Genomic DNA, 17,272 nt, shown 5'->3' with positions numbered 1-17,272 from the left:
TCAGATCCCCAGAACGTGACGGATGACATAGACGGTGGCGAAGCAGACCACCATGAAGGTAAGCGTGGCCACTATCGAGCGCGGCGAGAGCCGCGCCATGCCGCAGACCCCATGCCCCGAGGTACAGCCCGAGCCATAGGTCACGCCAACGCCGACGATAAAGCCGCCGACAAGGATCATCGGCAGGCTCACCGGCACATCGACGACGGGCATTTGCCCTGTGACGGCCAGCACCAGAAGCGGCCCCGCGACCATCCCCGCGACCATCGCCGCGCGCCAGCTTCGCTCGCCCGGAGCATTGCCGGTAACAAGACCGGCAAGAATGCCGGTTGCGCCCATGATGCGCCCTTGCAGGAACATCAGAAGCACCGCCGAAAGGCCGATAAGCACGCCTCCGGCCAGCGACTGAAATGGGGTAAAGGCGGTTTCGATGGCTGTCATGGGTCTGTCTCCCTCGTGCTGGGGCGAGCGCGCCCCTCATATCCATGAACGTGAATATAAGGGACGACCCGCCGCCATGACAGGGGAAAACCGCAGAACACGGCGAAGTGAGCGTCAGTCGGCCGGAATCACCTCGAATCGCACCGAAGAATACCACTCCGAGACGGCACGAATCTCGTCATTCGTCATCTCCGCCGCGATGCCGTTCATGATGTCATGGACGCGCTTTCCGGTGCGGAACGCCTTGAGCTGCGTATCAAGATACATCACGGTCTCACCCGCGAGATTGGGCGCGTCCTCGATCAGCGCGATGCCGTCCGCGCCATGACAGGCGACACAGCCCTCGGGCGCGGCGCCCGGTTCCTGACCGGGGCCGAGCGTGGCCACGGGGGTCTGCGCGCCATACCATGCCGCGAGGTCGGCAATCTCTTGATCGCCGAGCCCTGCCGCCACCACGCTCATCATCTCGTGTTCGCGGATACCGTCCCGAAAGGCGGTGAGTTGGTGGCGGATATAAGCCGGATTTTCGCCACCGATATGGGGCACGATGGGCATTCTCGCATAGCCGTCGATGCCGTGGCAGGTGCGGCATTGCCGCGCCAGATCGCGCCCCGAGGCGGGATCGCCCGTCGCCTCCTCGGCCAAAGCCGTCTGGGCGAGGAAACCCCCGCCCAGAAACAGAATAGCCGCCAGCCGCATCAGTTCCCCTCGTAGGAGATGCGGTAGAGCGCGCCCACGAGATCGTCCGAGACAAGGATCGAGCCGTCGCGCAACTGCGCGACATCGACAGGCCGCCCGAGATACTCGCCATTCTCGTCAAGCCAGCCCTCGGCGAAAGGCTCCATCGTGGCGTTACCCTCATCGTCGATGAAGGTGACCATGACGCGTGCGCCGATCGGTTCTGTCCGGTTCCACGAGCCGTGCTGCGCCGAGAAGATGGCGTTCCTGTATTTCGCAGGGAACATCTTGCCGGTGTAGAATGTCATGCCCAGATCGGCGGCATGGGCCACGGTTTCGACTGCGGGCATCACCACTTCGACCGGAACCTCCTCGCCCTTGTATTCATTGGTCCGCACAGAGCCACCACCATACCATGGATGACCGAAATGCTGGCCCATTTCGGTCTGACGGTTCAACTCGCCGGGCGGGATGTCATCGCCCATCCCGTCCACCTGATTGTCGGTCCACCAGAGTTCGCCGGTCTCGGGGTGGAAATCATGCCCGACCGAGTTGCGCACGCCGTAGGTATAGACCTCGCGGCCCGTCCCATCGAGGTTCATGCGGATGATGCCGCCGATGCCCCACTCGTTATAGAGATCAAGCTTTTCGCGCGGCGCGACGTTAAAGGGCTGACCAAGCGAGATGTAGATCTTGCCATCCGGCCCGATCTTGCAGACCCGGGCGGTGTGGTTGAAGCTTTCTTCATCCTCGGGGATCAGATCGCCCTTGGCGACAAGATTGAAGGCCGCCACATCGGGGCTTTCGTAAAAGAATTCGGCGGCGGGAAACAGCAGCACGCGATTCTGTTCAGCGATGTAGAGAAACCCGTCCGGCGAGAAGCAGGGGCCGTTGGGAATGGAAAACCGCAGCGAGGGCGCGAAATCCTTGACCTCGTCGGCAACGCGGTCCTTGTTGCGGTCTGTCACGGACCAGACCTTGTCCTTGCGGGTGCCGACGAAGGTCACAACGCCCTGCGGACCCACGGCAATGTGGCGGGCGTCAGGGACAACTGCGTAAAGCTCGATCTTGAAGCCCGCGGGCAGGGTGATCCGCTTGAGCGTTTCACGGATACCGTCGGCAAAGGGGCCGGATTGCTCAACAAAGGTGAAATCGGTCACGCCGGTGCTCTGGAAATTCGACAATTTTTCCAGGTTGTCCGGCACGTTGGCGGCCTGGGCCTGTGCCAGGCCGGCGGTCAGGGCGAGCGTTGCGATGGATGACAGCAGATATTTCATGTGGGTCCTCCCGGTTGAACGTCAGTTCCTTGCCGCCCAAGAGTTGGCGGGCGGTGCTTCAGCCTCGTTACATCAACTGAAGTGGCGCGCGCTCTCCCCTTCGCACACCGGAGCGGAAGCCGACGCACACGACGACTCCCGGTCGAGAGGGTATCCCGGTTTTCGAAAAGGACAAGTCTTCTCTGCGTCACCTTGACACAGGAAATGAAACAAGGCGCCCCCCTCTTCGCGGTGCCCGGAGTTACCTCGCCGCGATGGAAGCGGGCGTTGTCAGCAGTGTCGGCACGAACTGCTGAACGACACGGTTCCATTTTGTGATGGGTTGTTCCTCGACAAAAACGATATCGTTGGGGCGCATTTCCATCTGTGTCGCAAGCGTCATATTGACCGCGTTGCGCATGTCGAGATGCCAGGCTGTGACGGCGCCGAACTCGACCGGATCCTGCGACTGGCGCAGAACGTAGACATTGGCCGGGTTGCCGGTCTGGGTGGGAAAACCGCCTTCCCCGTAAAGAACATCGGCCAGAACCGCCTTTTGTTCATAGGGAAGGGCGACGCGGCTCTGGCTTCTGACCTCGCCTGCGAGATAGACGTAATCACGCTTTTCCGCCCCCAGTTCGGCGCGGGCCTCGAAATTGGATCGCTGTTCCTGAAGCAGACCCCGGCGCATGGACATTTCTGTGGCCATCATGTCCAGCACATCCTTGCGCGCCTGGCTGCGCAGGCGGATCACGTCCACTTCCTGCCGATAGAATTCGAACGCGCGGTCAAGGTCGTAATTGATGTCCACGAACACCCCGTCGCCATCGCGGAGCGTCAGCTCCCGCAGGTCGGGACGCGCGAGATAGTCCTGATACGGAATCTGGTAAAGCGTGCCGTCGCGATAGATGCGGATCGAGGCGAATTCCGCGTCCCGCACCTCGACCCCGCCGGTCGCGGTGAGCGCATCGCCCAGTTTCAGCGGCACCAGCGTGATCGGCACGCGCGCGGCGTTGCGCACCGCGCCACCGACCGTCACACGTTGCGAGTTGAACCCGCTCACCTCAAGCGCAAAGCTGGGATCGACCTGATTTTCCAGGAGGAAGCGGAAAATGCGGTCCTGGGCCTCGGCCAGGGTCATCCCGGCGATTTCGACCCGGCCAATATCCGGGATCGAGATGGAACCGTCATCGGACACCACATAGCCCTGGCGCTGTTGCTGCGCAGCCAGAAGCCCGGACAACTGCTCGAGCGAGTTGCCGCTGCTTTTCGTGGCCAGAAGCACCACATCGCCCACCCCGATCCGGTAAGGCGGCGGGGTGAAATTCTGCGGCGCACGCAAGTCAAGGCGACCGGGACGCATGTCGGGGGACTCAGGCGCGGCGGGAAGCGCCCCAAGCCCTGCGCCCTGCGAGGCATTCGCCGCCGCGTGAAACTCGCGCGGGAGGTTGCGCGGGCTGTAGGAACTGCGATTGGCTAACAGCACGGTTTCCGGCGTCACCTTGATCTCGCGCACGTCAATCCCGGTGCCCGTGTCACGGCTGACCTTCGGACTTTGGTAAACCACGCCACAGCCCGCAGGCAGCAAAAGCGCCATGGCAAGCACCAAGCCAATTGCGCCCCGTTTTTCGAAACCCGCCTTGCCGTGTCCCATGACCATCCTCCAAATTCCCTGAACCCGTCTATCCTGAAACATGTGCCGTCTCCAGATGGCGCAACGCAGGGCTGATCCATTGATGTGAACGGATCACGGCGCCCATGGAATCCATCCAGTAGGTGTTGGCAAAGCGGTCCTGCGGCGAGACGCACAGCACCTCAACCCGGCGCAACCCGGCATCACGCGTCACGGCACCCCGGATGCACTGATAGCTTCGAAAGACGGTGCGGTCCTCGCCATCGAGATGCGTGCGGATATGCGGCACCGGACCTTCGCCCGCCGCGCCACGCAAGAGCGCCAGAACGCCATCCACCTCCGCCGACATGAGATCATCGCCAAGCCCGCGCGTGCCGATCAACAGCCCCTGCCGCATCGAGAGGGTGATTCCGTCGAGCGTCTGCCAGACCATGACATCGCCAGTGCGCGCGACGGGACCAAGACGCGCCCGCGCCCCGCTTGCAGGAATGGTCACATCAAGCCGGTCCTCGCCGATGAGCTGCGGTTGCACCGCCACGACATTGCCGGTCAGATCGAGCGCGCTCAGCGCCCGGTCGCAACCACCAAGCGCCAGCGCAGCGACCAGTGCCGCACCACCCGCGCGCAAGGGGAAACGGCCGATCATCGCCAGAACCTCCCCCAGCCGTCCTGAAGGGCTGGCTTGTGCAGCGGGCGCACACGCTCGTAAAGCCGTCCGCCCACATCGAGCCGCGCCCCGCCATCCCGCAAGAGCGGACGGATCGTCGTGCTGAAATCGGTCCTGTTCGGCTCGCCCGTGATCCATGTCAGCGGGATTGTCACGCGGATCCCCTTGTCGAAAGAACCTTCGCCGAAATCGTCAAAGGACACGTCGGTGAAGGTCGCGAACGCCCCCACCTTCCAGCCGTTGCCGAACTCGCGGTCGAGCGAAAAGGTCGCCCCCCAGTCCTTGGCCAGATAGCGCCCGGCATCGACCTGCGCGTGAAACCCACCCCCCAGTTCAAGATAGGCCGAGACGTGGCCGGTGGCGACGCTGTATTCCTGAAAGCCGAACAGCTGATCGAAATCGCGCTGTTTGACGTAGTTGATTTCGGCCCCGAGGGCGAAGGGGCTGTCGGTGCGCTTCCACAGGAGTTCGCCCGAGATCCCGCCATACATCCGTTCGAGATAACCACCGCTCACGCGACCATAGAGGTTCTCGCCCGGTTTGAAGTAATAGGCTGCCGTCAGATCGGGAATCGTCGGGTCGCCTTCGCGATCGTAGATGTTGAAATCGCTGCGCACGCGCGGCAGGACTGAATCAGAGAGGCGGGTGGATTCGTCGAGATTGCCGACCGCCCGCTTGCGCAGCGCGCCGCCGAATTCCAGCCCCGGCGCGGCCTCGAAGAGCGCGCGCAATTCGGCCCCGACATCGGCGCGCACCGGGTCGTCGGGATCGAAGAGGCTGGTGGTCAGATAGGGCTTGAGGTTCCATTCAAAGCGGGGATAGCGGCCCTTGATCGGTGCCACCGGGTCGGTCGGCGAGGAAAGCCGCGCGCGGGCAAAGCTCTTCCACGCCCCGTCAAGGTCGTGTTCGAGCGTCTCCATGTCGCCCCGCGCGATCGAGAGCGAGGTGACCGGCACTCCGTTGGTGACAAGGATGATCTCGAACCGCTCGATCTGCGGCGGCAATTCGCGCGACAACACCCGTGCCGTGCGTCCGATGGCCTGGGACTCTTGCGGCCAGGCGAGGTTTTCGATCTCGACGCGCGCCTGCCTGCCCACCATGGAAAAGCCATGCAGCCGCAGCCCCTGCCCGTCGAGCGCCGCGGCGACGCGACTGCTGTAACCCGCGCTCTGCTCGATACTGCCATTCCATGAAAGCGCCGCCACCGGGGCTGCGGCGCGCACAAGGACCGGCGGCGGTGCCGGTTCCCGGCCACCGTGATTCGGACGGTTCTTCGGGTTGACGGCGGTCGAGAGTTGCACCCCGACTTCGCTGCCGTAAAGCCAGCGCAACGAGACATCCGTCATCGGCCCGATCTTGTAGGTCGCGCCGAAATTCAACTGATTCTCCCGCTCGAAGGCCGCCGGATCCTCTCGTGGGTGCGCATCCGAGGAGTATTCGGCGGTAAGCCGGAGCTTGTCGGTTGCCTGCCACTCGATCCCGCCGAAAAGGGCCGCATCGCCCCGGAAGAACTGCTGCGAGCTGACATCCCCCCCGACTCCGACATCAATGGGCGGCCGCGTCTCGAACCGGTCGTCGAGAACCGACAACGGATTCTTGAACCCGCCCGACGTTCCCAGGCGCCCCCACCCAAGGCCGCCAGTGACACGGACCCGCTCGCCGATGGTCTTGGTTGCCACGACATACTCGGACGAATAAACGCCGGTGCCGAGAAAATCGTTCAGCCCGACTGCGAAAGCCGGGCGCCAGATGGTCTCGTCGGCAAAACGGAAATGCACCGAGAAACTGCGGTCAAACAGTGCCCGCGTGCCACCCCCCAGAAGATTCTCAAGCTTCGAATAGCGGAAACTCCCCGACAGCCGGGGCGTCAGCTGAAAGGTCAGCGTGTTCCGGGTCTGGCCGGCGAAGGAACTGACGCTCAAGGCCAGCTCGCTATCGGGGCGGCTGTGGGCCACGGGCATATCGATCATGCCCGGATAACCGTAGCTGTTGTAGCCTGTATCAATTCGACGGGGCGTCTCCTGCGCCGTTGCGGCGGTCGCGCAAAGCGCCCCGATCAGAGGTGCGGCAAGGCGAGGTGTCAGGATCCATCCCATACCGCCGCCATATCAGAAAGTGCGGTGAAGAAAATACCTGCCAGTGATTGTGTCGTGCCACTGATCTGACAACGTGGCGTTGCGGTCACAGACAGGGATGGGACAGGATGATCGCCGGTCGTGCCGGGCCTTCGATGCGCATCTGCCCTGCCTATGCCAGGCTTAGGGGGTTCGAGACCCGGTCTGTTTCACCCGCCGCAACGGGATCGAGCTTTCGATCTCGGCAACGCCCTTGACCTTGGTCAGGCTGCCGACCAGGAATTTCTCGAACTCCGCCATAGAGCGCGTGACCACACGCAACAAGTAATCCCTGTTACCGGTCATCAGCCAGCAATCAACAACCTCTGGGAAGGCAAGGATCGCCTTCTCGAACGCCTGAAGCGCATCGTCGATCTGCCGGTCCAGCTTGACCGAGACAAACACCGACACGCCAAATCCAAGCGCCGTCTCGTCGATCATGGCGCTGTAGCCGGTCACGATCCCGCGCTCTTCCAACCGCTTGAGACGACGCGCGACAGGACTCGGGCTTAACCCGACCGAGTCACCGAGCGCCTGGACCGAAATTCGGCCATTTTTCGCGATTGCGCGCAGGATTCGCTTATCTAGATCATCAGTATTGGTGGTATCCATCATGAAATTGACGATATGAGATTAAATCCAGCGCAACAAGTATCGATCCCGAGCGCATTTGCCGATTTCATGTCCGTCGCATCGGATACGATGTGGAAGACCGGGGGAGAGACATGGCAAGAACGCACCTCAAGACCGTGGAACAGCGGCTATTATGGCTGTCCCACTGGATGATCCACCACGCCAACCACATCCGCCCCAAGATGGACGGGATCAAGGTTGGCGGGCATCAGGCATCCTCCGCCTCGATGGTCTCGATCATGACCGCGCTCTATTTTTCGGTGCTGCGGCCCGAGGATCGCGTGGCGGTCAAACCCCATGCCGCGCCCGTCTTTCACGCGATGCAATATCTGATGGGCAACCAGACCCGCGAGCGGATGGAGAATTTTCGCGGATATGGCGGGACGCAAAGCTATCCCAGCCGAACCAAGGATATGGACGATGTGGATTTCTCGACCGGCTCGGTCGGGCTTGGCGTGGGGATCACGGCGCTTGCCTCGATGGTGCAGGACTTCATCACCGCCAAGGACTGGGGCGCGGATGTCCCCACCGGACGCATGGTCGCGCTCGTGGGCGATGCCGAGATGGACGAAGGCAACGTCTACGAGGTGCTGCAGGAGGGCTGGAAGAACAACCTGCGCAACACCTGGTGGATCATCGACTATAACCGCCAGTCTCTTGACGGGATCGTGCGCGAGGGGCTCTTCGGGCGAATCGAGAAGATCTTCGATGCGTTCGGCTGGGACGTGGTCAAGGTCAAGTATGGCCAGTTGCAGCGTGCGGCCTTTGCCGAGCCAGGAGGCGAACGCCTGCGCGCCTGGATCGACGCCTGTCCCAATGCCGAATACTCTGCCCTGACCTACATGGGCGGCGCGGTCTGGCGCGAACGGCTGATGAATGATCTGGGGGATCAGGGCGATGTAACCGCCCTGATCGAGCGGCGCAGCGACCGCGATCTGGCCGAACTGATGGAAAACCTCGGCGGCAACTGCGTCGAGACGATGGCGGAAACCTTCGCCGCCATCGACCACGACCGCCCGACTTGCTTTTTGGCATACACGATCAAGGGCTGGGGCACGCCCATTGCCGGACACAAGGACAATCATGGCGGGTTGATGACCAAGGCGCAGATGGACGACTGGCAGGCGCATATGGGCATTCCAGAGGGCCAGGAATGGGAGCCGCTGGCCACGGTCAGCAACCCGGACGGTTTCAGGGCATTCCTCGCGAATGTGCCGTTCTTTGCCATGGGGCCGCGCCGCCATGCCACCGCGCGCCTGCCGGTGCCAAACATCGCGTCTGACACAAGCCGCGATATCTCGACCCAGATGGCATTCGGAAAGATCCTCGACAATCTGGCCCGAGGCGACAGCCCGCTGGCTGCGCGGATCCTGACGTCTTCACCCGATGTCACCGGCACGACCGGTCTCGGGCCATGGGTCAACCGGCGCAAGCTGTTCTCGCGGATCGCGCAGAGGGACGCCTTCATCGAACACCGCATCCCGTCCACCGCAAAGTGGAATTTCTCACCCGAGGGACAACATCTGGAACTGGGCATTGCCGAGATGAACCTGATGCTGCTTCTCGGCGCGGCGGGGCTGGCGCACAGCCTTTGGGGCAAGCGGCTCATCCCGATCGGCACGCTTTACGATCCATTCGTCAGCCGCGGCCTGGATGCACTCAATTATGCGTGCTATCAGGATGCGCGTTTTCTTCTTGTGGGCACTCCGTCCGGGGTCACCCTCGCGCCCGAGGGCGGCGCGCATCAATCCATCGCCACACCCCTGATCGGGCTGAGCCAGGACGGACTTGCCGCATTCGAGCCCGCCTTTGCCGACGAGCTTGCGGTAATCATGGAATGGGCCTTGGACTACCTGCAACGCGACGGCGCGAGCGCCCCGGATGCGCGGACCTGGCTGCGCGACGAGACCGGTGGATCGGTCTATCTTCGGCTGACCACCAAGCCGCTGGAACAGCCTGGACAACGTGCTGACGATGCCTTTCGCCAGGGGGCCATCGACGGCGCCTACTGGCTACGCAGGCCCGGGCCGAACTGTGAAGTGGTGATCGCCTATCAGGGTGCCATCGCAGACGAGGCCATCGCCGCCGCCGGAATGATCGCGGAGCACCGCCGCGACGTGGGCGTTCTGGCCGTGACCTCCGCCGACCGGCTCAATGCGGGCTGGACCGCCGCCCAGCGCGAGCGTGCGCGCGGCAATCACGCTGCCCGGAGCCATGTCGAACGGCTTGTCGCCGATCTGTCGGCACATTGCATACTTGTGACGGTGATCGATGGGCACCCGGCCACGCTGGCCTGGCTGGGCGCGGTCGCCGACCACCGCACCCTGCCGCTCGGGGTAGAGCATTTCGGTCAGACCGGCACCATCGGTAATCTTTACCGCCATTTCGGCATCGACGCGCACTCAATCGCCGACCGCGTCAGGGCCCTGACACCGGAACGGCGGATTCTTGCATGACAACGCGCAGACGAAACGCTCTTATGGGACCGCGGAAAGGGGCCCTGCGGAGAGGCGGCCACGGCCCGGTTCATCTTTTCCCGTGCTCGGGCGCGAAGTCACGGATCACTCAGCCAGAACGAAGGGAGACACCCCATGCTTGACCTTGGTAAACGCATCTCGATCTACCAGCCCGAACAGGACGGGCTGATCTTTCCTGAACTCCCCCAATTCGACAAGGTCGAGGACGAGCGCCGCCACCGCAAGGAGCGGCTTGTCGCGGCATGCAGAGCCTTTGCGCTTCAGGGATTCGACTATGGCTTTGCCGGACATCTTACCGTGCGCGATCCCGAACGCCCGGACCTCTACTGGACCAATCCGATGTGCGTGCATTTCGCCAAGGTCCGGATGTCGAACCTCATCCTTGTCGACCATGCGGGCCGCGTTATCGAGGGCAGTCACGCGGTGAACCGAGCCGGTTTTGTGCTGCATGCCAACGTGCACGAAGAACATCCCGACATCATCGCCATGTGTCACGCGCATACCACCTACGGCACCGCATGGTGCGCGACAGGCCGTCCCATCGATCCGATCACGCAGGACGCCTGCGCCTTTTTCGAGGACCATGTGGTGATCGGCGAACAGGGCGGGCAAGTCGCCGTCGAGAACCACGCCGGCTCTGACGTCGCGAAGGCGTTCAAGGGCGTCAAGGCGGCGCTGCATCAGAATCACGGGCTTCTGACAGCGAGTCGGCATTCGATCGAATCGGCTGCCTTCTGGTTCATCGCACTGGAACGCTGCTGCCAGCAGCAACTCGACATCGCCGCCTCGGGAGTTCAGCCGATCCGCATACCCGAGGATCGCGCCCGCTACAGCCGGGAACATGTCGGCAGCGAGTATATCGGCTGGCTGCATTTCCAGACGATCTGGAATCAGCTTGTCGAGGATCAACCCGACATGTTCGAGTGATGCGCGCCCACAGCGCACGGCACCCCTATCAGCAGAACGGAGAATGACATGAATCTGGCAAGACTGGCGGCAGAGGCGGGCGCGCGCGGCGCACCGGTGCGGGCAGGTTTGATTGGCGCGGGCAAGTTCGGCTCGATGTTCCTGTCGCAGGTGCCCACCATCGCCGGGCTGGAAGTCACCGCCATTGCCGATCTCGACCCTGACCGCGCGCGTGCCGCGTGCCGGACCGTGGGCTGGGACGAGGAACGCCTCGCCGCCACCGCCTTTGTTGACGACGGCGCGGCGCTCGCCGCACGCGGCGACGTGGATGTTGTGATCGAAGCGACCGGCAATCCGCGCGCGGGCATCGCGCATGCGCGCGTCGCCATCGCGGCGGGCAAGCATGTGATCATGGTCAACGTCGAGGCCGATGTTCTGGCCGGTCCCGCCATCGCTGCCGAGGCGCAGGCAGCAGGGGTGGTTTACTCCATGGCGTATGGCGATCAACCCGCACTTGTCTCGGAGATGGTCGATTGGGCGCGCGCCGCAGGCTTTCACGTCACCGCCGCCGGCAAGGGCACCAAATACCTGCCCGCCTATCACGATGTGACACCCGATGATGTCTGGCTCCATTACGGACTGACCGCCACGGAGGCGGCGAAGGGGGGAATGAACCCGCAGATGTTCAACTCCTTCCTCGACGGCACCAAGAGCGCCATCGAGATGGTCGCCATCGCCAATGCCTGCGGGCTCGATGTACCCGACGCCGGTCTCGCCTTTCCGCCCTGCGGGGTGGACGATCTCGCGCATGTGCTGCGCCCGTGCGATCTGGGTGGTCAGTTACCGGGGCGCGGCATGGTGGAAACGGTCTCGTCGCTCGAACGCGACGGGCGGCCCGTCTTCCGCGATCTGCGTTGGGGGGTCTATGTTGTCTTTGAAGCCCCGAACGATTACGCGGCAGACTGTTTCCGCCAATATGGCCTGCCGACCGACGCCACCGGACGCTTTGCCGCGATGCACAAGCCCTATCACCTGATCGGGCTGGAACTGTCGATTTCGGTGCTGAGCGCGGCGCTACGCGGCGAACCCACAGGGCAGGCGCGCGAGATGCGCGGCACGGTCGCGGCGGTAGCCAAGCGCGACCTCAAGGCTGGCGAGGTGCTTGACGGCGAGGGCGGCTATACGGTCTGGGGCAAGGCACAGCCGGTGGCGCGGGCGCGCACGGCACTGCCCATCGGCCTTGCGCATGGGGTGGCGCTACGGCGCGATGTGGCGCGCGGCACGATCCTGAGCATGGACGACGTGGCGCTTGGCTCCGATCCGGTCACAGACCTCTATCGCGGGCTGATCGGCGGCGCTTAGCCCTTCCTGCCGATCCTCGGTTCGGTTCCGTCCTTCAGCCGGGCGATGTTGCCGCGGTGCCGCCAGAGAATCACCGCCGCTAGCGCCATTGCCAGCACAACCGCATTGCCGTGACCGAAAATCAGCATGAAAAGCGGGGCTGCCACCGCCACCACCAATGCGGAGAGCGACGATATCCGGGTCGCCACCGCCGTGGCCAGCCATGTCAGACAGGCCGCGATCCCCACCGGCCACGCCAGCGCCAGAACCAGCCCGAGGAATGTCGCCACCCCCTTGCCGCCCGCAAAGCGCAGCCAGACCGGATAGCAATGGCCGAGAAAGGCCGTGAGTCCGGCCAGTTGCGCCGCGTCCTCTCCGGCAAAGGCGCGCGCCAGCAGGACCGCCACCGCCCCCTTGCCCCCGTCGAGCAGGAGCGTGAGCGCAGCGGCTGTCTTGTTGCCGGTGCGCAGCACATTTGTCGCGCCGATATTGCCCGATCCGATCTCGCGCAGATTGCCCAGCCTCATGACCCGTGCCAGCACCATGCCGAACGGGATCGAGCCGAGCAGGTAGCCGATCACCGCCCAGAGAAGGAGGATGGATGGCGCGGTTTCGATCAGGGGCATCAGTCGGCCTCGTATACGCAGGTGCCGGCGACATAGGTCGCAATGACCTTACCTTGCAGCCGCGCCCCGTCAAAGGGTGTGTTCTTGGATTTCGAGCGCAGCGCGAAGCGGTCGAGGATGAAGGGCTTGCCCGGATCGAAGCGCACCAGATCGGCAGGCGCGCCCACGCTGAGCCGCCCGGAGGCCAACCCGAGCCGTTTCGCCGGGTTGAGCGACATCGCCCGCCAAAGGGTCGGCAGATCGAGCGCCTCGGCGTGATAGAGCCGCAGCGCCGCCGGAAGCAGCGTCTCGAGCGCCACAGCGCCGCTGGCCGCCGCCTCGAAGGGCAGGCGTTTGCTTTCCTCGTCCTGCGGCGTGTGCATCGAACTGATGATGTCGATCAACCCCTCGCGCAGCGCCTCAATGACGGCCTGACGATCATCCTCCGAGCGCAAGGGCGGCTTGACCTTGAAGAAGGTGCGGTAATCCGACACGTCAAGCTCGTTGAGCGTGAGATGGTGGATCGAGGTGCCGGCAGTGATGTCGAGGCCGTTCTTCTTTGCGCGCGCCAGCGCCGGGAGCGCCCGCGCCGTGGTGATCTGATCGGCATGATAGCGCGCGCCGGTCATCTCCAGAATCGCGATGTCGCGGTCCAGCCCCATTCGTTCGGCCATGGGCGAGACGGCGGGCAGACCGCGCAGAGAGGCGAACTTGCCAGAGGTTGCCGCCGCCCCGGCGCTCAGGCCGGGATCCTGAGGGTGGCCGATCACCAGCGCGCCAAGACTGCGCGCATAGCTCAGCGCACGGCTCAGCACCTTGGTATCGCGCACCACATGGTCGCAATCGGTGAAGGCCACCGCGCCCGCATCCATAAGAAAGCCGATCTCGACCATCTCGCGGCCGTCGCGCCCCTTGGTGAGCGCGGCCATGGGCAGGACGGTAACGGGCGTGGCCTCATTGGCGCGGCGACGGGCGAATGCGAGCACTTCGGGCGTGTCGATGGCAGGCGACGTATCGGGCCGCGTGACCATGGTCGTCACCCCGCCCGCCGCCGCCGCGAGGCCGGCGGAGCGATAGCTTTCCTTGTGCCGCTCACCCGGCTCGCAGACCTTGACCCCGATATCGACGATACCGGGCGCAAGGCAATGGCCGCCACAGTCGATCACGGTCTCGGCCTGCGGCACCTCGTCCCCGGCCCCGCGCGCGACGATCACGCCCTTGTCTATGAGGAGCCAGCCGGGGGCATCCGTTCCCGCCTCGGGGTCGATCAGGCTGGCATTGGTGAAAAGGGTTTGGGTCATCGCCCGGCTTTCTTCGTGAAATTTCTCTGTCACAGTCATCCCGCCACCCACACCATCACAACCGTCAGCCCGACCAGCACCAGAAGCGCCACCATCGCGATCTTGCCCGACATGCGCGGGTCTTTCGGTTCCTGCATCACCCTCTCCCCGTCGCCGCGCGAATGCGCGCCTCGGTGGCCGTACGGTCGGCCTGATACTTGATCAGGTGCTTGTCGCCCGAGGCGGTGACCACCTGAACCGCGCTGCCCAGACCCCGGACGGCGGCAATCTCCGAGAGTCGCACCGCACGTGTCTGCGGACCAAGCAGGCGACGGTCGGTCAGATCCCACCGCGCCTTCAATTCGTCCGAGGCCACATAGAACGCCCGCACGGCAATCGCCGCCAGACCGCCGACTGCCCCGGTCCAGACATGGGGATTGCCCATCAGCCACAGGATAATCATGCCAAGCACCATCGCCGCCGCCGCCAGCCAGGCGTGATCGCGCCAGTAGGTCGCGCGATCTGGCAGGAAGCTCTCGATCACCCGCTCGTCTGCTTGCAGCGCGGAGGTCGGCGTCATCACATGGATCGGATTCTCGTTCATGCGCCCCTCACCAACCAGATCACCAGCGCCGCCAACAGCGCCAGCCCGCAGAAAAAGCCAAGCACCGCAAGACGTGCGGCGCGCCCTGATCTTCCCTCACCTGAAGGGGCCACCACGCCCTCTGCCCCGCCCGAGGGCAGCGGCGCAAAGCGCACCGGCGTGCGCTCTTCCTCGAAGCGCCCCACAAGGCGCAGCGTCGCCCCCACCTCCAGCCGCGTTGCGCGGCCTCCAAACGCCCGCGTCGGCACAAGCAACACACGGCCCTTGAGGGTATCGAGTTGCCCGCGCAACTCTGACAGGGCCGCCGCGCCGATCCCGTGCCCCTCGGCGAGATAGGACGACAGCGACATCTCCTGCAGATCCGCCACATCGAAAAGCTCGACCTCATCGCGTGCCAGGCCATCCGCCCCGAGCGCTGCGATCACGGCCTCGTCGGACAACGCCGCGTCCATCACCGCGAAGACCCGCAGCACATGCGCCTCATGCGCCGGGATATCGAGTGACAGGCTCATGCCGCGCGCCGCGACCGCAGATTCTGCGCCAGCAGGTCCATCGCCGCCATACGCACCGCCACGCCCATCTCCACCTGATCCTGGATCACCGAGCGGTTGATGTCGTCGGCAATCTCTCCATCGATCTCGACGCCCCTGTTCATCGGGCCGGGGTGCATCACGATGGCATCCGGCTTTGCAATCGCCAACTTTTCGGCATCAAGCCCGTAGCGGTGGTAATATTCCCGCTCCGAGGGGATGAACCCGCCATCCATGCGCTCTTTCTGAAGGCGCAGCATCATCACCACATCGACGCCCTCCAGCCCCGCGCGCATGTCGTCGAACACCTCGACGCCGAACTCGGCGATCCCCGCGGGCATGAGCGTGGGCGGCCCGATCAGGCGCACGCGGTTCTCCATCTTGCCGAGCAACAGGATATTCGAGCGCGCCACCCGGCTATGGGCGATATCGCCGCAAATCGCGATGCTCAGCCGATGCAGCCGCCCCTTGGCGCGCCGGATCGTCAGCGCATCAAGCAGCGCCTGGGTGGGGTGTTCGTGCCGACCGTCGCCCGCGTTGAGCACGGCGCAGCGCACCTTCTGCGCCAGCAGATCCACAGCACCGGACTGGGGGTGCCGCACCACCAGAAGATCGGGATGCATCGCATTGAGCGTGAGCGCCGTGTCGATCAGCGTCTCGCCCTTCTTGAGGCTTGACGCCTGCATCGCCATGTTCATCACATCCGCGCCAAGCCGCTTGCCCGCCAGTTCGAAACTCGCCTGCGTTCGGGTCGATGCCTCGAAGAACATGTTGATCTGCGTCAGCCCTGCCAGCACGTCGCCATGCTTGGTCACGCTGCGGTTGAGCACCACATATTCCTCGGCCAGATCGAGGATCGTGGTGATATCTCCGGGTGCCAGCGGCTCGATCCCCAGTAGATGCGCGTGCGGAAATGCCATGCCGCCTCCCATGCAATGTTCACCGCTTATAGGAACGCCGCCCTGCGGGGGCAAGCCGGCGCGCCCGTTTCACTGTTCCGCAAGGACGCTTGCCCGCGCCCCGCTGGCGCGACCGTTCGGGGCAGAGGGACAACCGCGCGCAGGCCCCTGTCATGCCGGGCTTTACACGGCCCGTCTCTTTCCCTCATCTGTCCCGCATGATTGCCCGATCGAAACGCACATGACAGTCACCACCCCGCGCACCAACCTGACCGGCGCCGCCTATGCGCTTGCGGCGGTGATGTGCTTTTCCGTCAACGATGTAGGGATCAAGTTCCTCTCGGGCGGATATGCTCTGCATCAGGTGGTGTTCATCCGGGCGCTGGTGGCATTGACGGTCTTTGCCGTGGTCGTCATGCCCTTTGCGGGCGGATTCACGGTCCTGCGAACGCGCCGCCCGGTGGTGCATCTGGTGCGCGGGCTTTGCGTGGTCACGGCGAACATGTGCCTGTTTCTGGGGCTGGCTGCGCTGCCGCTTGCCGATGCCACCGCGATCTTCTTCGTTTCACCCCTGATCATCACGCTATTCTCGGTGATCTTTCTGGGCGAAACCGTGGGCGCGCGCCGGTGGGGGGCCATCGCCATCGGCTTTGTCGGCGTTCTGGTGATCGTCAAGCCGGGCACAGCGTCGTTTCAGGCGGCCTCGCTCCTGCCCATTGCGGCGGCAGTCTTCTACGCCACGCTGCATGTGCTCACCCGCAAGATCGGCGGCACCGAGAGCGCGCCGACGATGGCCTTCTACATCCAGCTTACCTTTCTCGTTGCCAGCGTTCTGATCGGCCTCGGGCTTGGCGACGGGCGCTTTTCCGGGTCGGACCACCCCTCGCTCGACTTTCTCTTTCGCGCCTGGGACTGGCCCATGACCCGGGATTATCCCATCCTGATCCTGCTCGGGATCACCGGGCTTTTCGGCGGGCTTTTCATCAGCCAGGCCTATCGCCTGTCCGAGGCCGCCTTTGCCGCGCCGTTCGAATATGCCGCCATGCCCATGGCGATCCTGTGGGGCGTCACCGTCTTCGGCACATGGCCCGACACGACCGCCTGGATCGGGATTGCGCTGATCATCGGATCGGGGCTCTATCTGCTCTGGCGCGAGACGGTGCGCGAGGCGCCACTGGCCACCAAGGCCCCGAAATACCGCCGCTGAG

Annotated in this window: 16 protein-coding genes and 1 pseudogene; 4 read left to right on the top strand and 13 right to left on the bottom strand. The window is 64.1% G+C overall.

Annotated features, from left to right (window positions below; genetic code table 11):
• The 8 genes and pseudogenes from KAK09_RS08370 to KAK09_RS19055 all read right to left on the bottom strand — a co-directional run.
• Positions 1-441 (bottom strand): YeeE/YedE family protein, encoded by a 441-nt coding sequence (locus KAK09_RS08370; protein WP_210878476.1) that lies wholly within the window; start codon positions 439-441, stop codon positions 1-3.
• A 114-nt stretch (positions 442-555) separates the two neighbouring features.
• Positions 556-1,140: a c-type cytochrome gene (locus tag KAK09_RS08365; RefSeq protein WP_210878475.1), complete on the bottom strand. Its 585-nt coding sequence runs from the start codon at positions 1,138-1,140 to the stop codon at positions 556-558.
• Entirely contained in the window at positions 1,140-2,396 is a 1,257-nt protein-coding gene (locus KAK09_RS08360) for a PQQ-dependent sugar dehydrogenase (RefSeq protein ID WP_210878474.1), read from the bottom strand. The genes KAK09_RS08365 and KAK09_RS08360 overlap by 1 nt, the downstream gene beginning before the upstream one ends.
• Positions 2,397-2,637: 241 nt before the next feature.
• Positions 2,638-4,029, bottom strand: coding sequence for a polysaccharide biosynthesis/export family protein (locus KAK09_RS08355; protein ID WP_247651126.1), 1,392 nt, complete (start codon positions 4,027-4,029; stop codon positions 2,638-2,640).
• Between the two features lie 28 nt (positions 4,030-4,057).
• The gene (locus KAK09_RS08350; RefSeq protein WP_210878473.1) at positions 4,058-4,654 is read right to left on the bottom strand and encodes a YjbF family lipoprotein; all 597 of its coding nucleotides are present in this window, start codon (positions 4,652-4,654) and stop codon (positions 4,058-4,060) included.
• Positions 4,651-6,771, bottom strand: a complete 2,121-nt coding sequence (locus tag KAK09_RS08345; RefSeq protein ID WP_210878472.1) for a YjbH domain-containing protein — start codon at positions 6,769-6,771, stop codon at positions 4,651-4,653. Before KAK09_RS08345 ends, KAK09_RS08350 begins: the two co-directional genes overlap by 4 nt.
• A 162-nt stretch (positions 6,772-6,933) precedes the next feature.
• Entirely contained in the window at positions 6,934-7,248 is a 315-nt protein-coding gene (locus KAK09_RS08340) for an Lrp/AsnC family transcriptional regulator (RefSeq protein ID WP_336244440.1), read from the bottom strand.
• 6 nt (positions 7,249-7,254) lie between these two features.
• Positions 7,255-7,401: pseudogene (locus tag KAK09_RS19055) on the bottom strand (Lrp/AsnC family transcriptional regulator); the annotation flags it as partial.
• A gap of 113 nt (positions 7,402-7,514) precedes the next feature.
• On the opposite strand from KAK09_RS19055, the gene KAK09_RS08335 reads away from it, so the two are divergent.
• The 3 genes from KAK09_RS08335 to KAK09_RS08325 all read left to right on the top strand — a co-directional run bounded on the left by KAK09_RS08335 (position 7,515) and on the right by KAK09_RS08325 (position 12,167).
• Positions 7,515-9,878: a 1-deoxy-D-xylulose-5-phosphate synthase N-terminal domain-containing protein gene (locus KAK09_RS08335; protein WP_210878470.1), complete on the top strand. Its 2,364-nt coding sequence runs from the start codon at positions 7,515-7,517 to the stop codon at positions 9,876-9,878.
• Positions 9,879-10,013: 135 nt separating this feature from the next.
• On the top strand, positions 10,014-10,826 hold the full coding sequence (locus KAK09_RS08330; RefSeq protein WP_210878469.1) for a class II aldolase/adducin family protein: 813 nt from the start codon (positions 10,014-10,016) through the stop codon (positions 10,824-10,826).
• A 48-nt stretch (positions 10,827-10,874) separates the two neighbouring features.
• Complete coding sequence (locus KAK09_RS08325; RefSeq protein WP_210878468.1) at positions 10,875-12,167, top strand: NAD(P)H-dependent oxidoreductase; 1,293 nt, start codon at positions 10,875-10,877, stop codon at positions 12,165-12,167.
• On the opposite strand, the gene plsY is transcribed toward KAK09_RS08325, so the two are convergent.
• The 5 genes from plsY to KAK09_RS08300 all read right to left on the bottom strand — a co-directional run bounded on the left by plsY (position 12,164) and on the right by KAK09_RS08300 (position 16,085).
• Positions 12,164-12,772 carry a glycerol-3-phosphate 1-O-acyltransferase PlsY gene (gene plsY / locus KAK09_RS08320; protein WP_210878467.1) on the bottom strand — a complete coding sequence of 203 codons (609 nt, stop codon included), beginning with the start codon at positions 12,770-12,772 and terminating at the stop codon, positions 12,164-12,166. The genes KAK09_RS08325 and plsY overlap by 4 nt on opposite strands.
• Entirely contained in the window at positions 12,772-14,052 is a 1,281-nt protein-coding gene (gene pyrC, locus KAK09_RS08315; protein ID WP_210878466.1) for a dihydroorotase, read from the bottom strand. The genes plsY and pyrC overlap by 1 nt, the downstream gene beginning before the upstream one ends.
• A gap of 136 nt (positions 14,053-14,188) precedes the next feature.
• Positions 14,189-14,635 (bottom strand): hypothetical protein, encoded by a 447-nt coding sequence (locus KAK09_RS08310; RefSeq protein ID WP_210878465.1) that lies wholly within the window; start codon positions 14,633-14,635, stop codon positions 14,189-14,191.
• A complete protein-coding gene (locus KAK09_RS08305; RefSeq protein ID WP_210878464.1) occupies positions 14,632-15,147 on the bottom strand; it encodes a hypothetical protein in 516 nt (171 codons plus the stop codon). Before KAK09_RS08305 ends, KAK09_RS08310 begins: the two co-directional genes overlap by 4 nt.
• On the bottom strand, positions 15,144-16,085 hold the full coding sequence (locus KAK09_RS08300) for an aspartate carbamoyltransferase catalytic subunit (RefSeq protein ID WP_210878463.1): 942 nt from the start codon (positions 16,083-16,085) through the stop codon (positions 15,144-15,146). The genes KAK09_RS08305 and KAK09_RS08300 overlap by 4 nt, the downstream gene beginning before the upstream one ends.
• A 220-nt stretch (positions 16,086-16,305) precedes the next feature.
• Here KAK09_RS08300 and KAK09_RS08295 point away from each other — a divergent pair, with 220 nt between their 5' ends.
• A complete protein-coding gene (locus KAK09_RS08295) occupies positions 16,306-17,271 on the top strand; it encodes a DMT family transporter (RefSeq protein WP_210878462.1) in 966 nt (321 codons plus the stop codon).
• Position 17,272 lies beyond the last annotated feature (1 nt).

Origin of the sequence: Roseovarius autotrophicus (genome assembly GCF_018069895.1) — a bacterium.
Lineage (GTDB): Bacteria > Pseudomonadota > Alphaproteobacteria > Rhodobacterales > Rhodobacteraceae > Roseovarius > Roseovarius autotrophicus.
The sequence above is the reverse complement of the archived record's forward strand: the minus strand, read 5'-3'. Positions and strand labels throughout refer to the sequence as shown.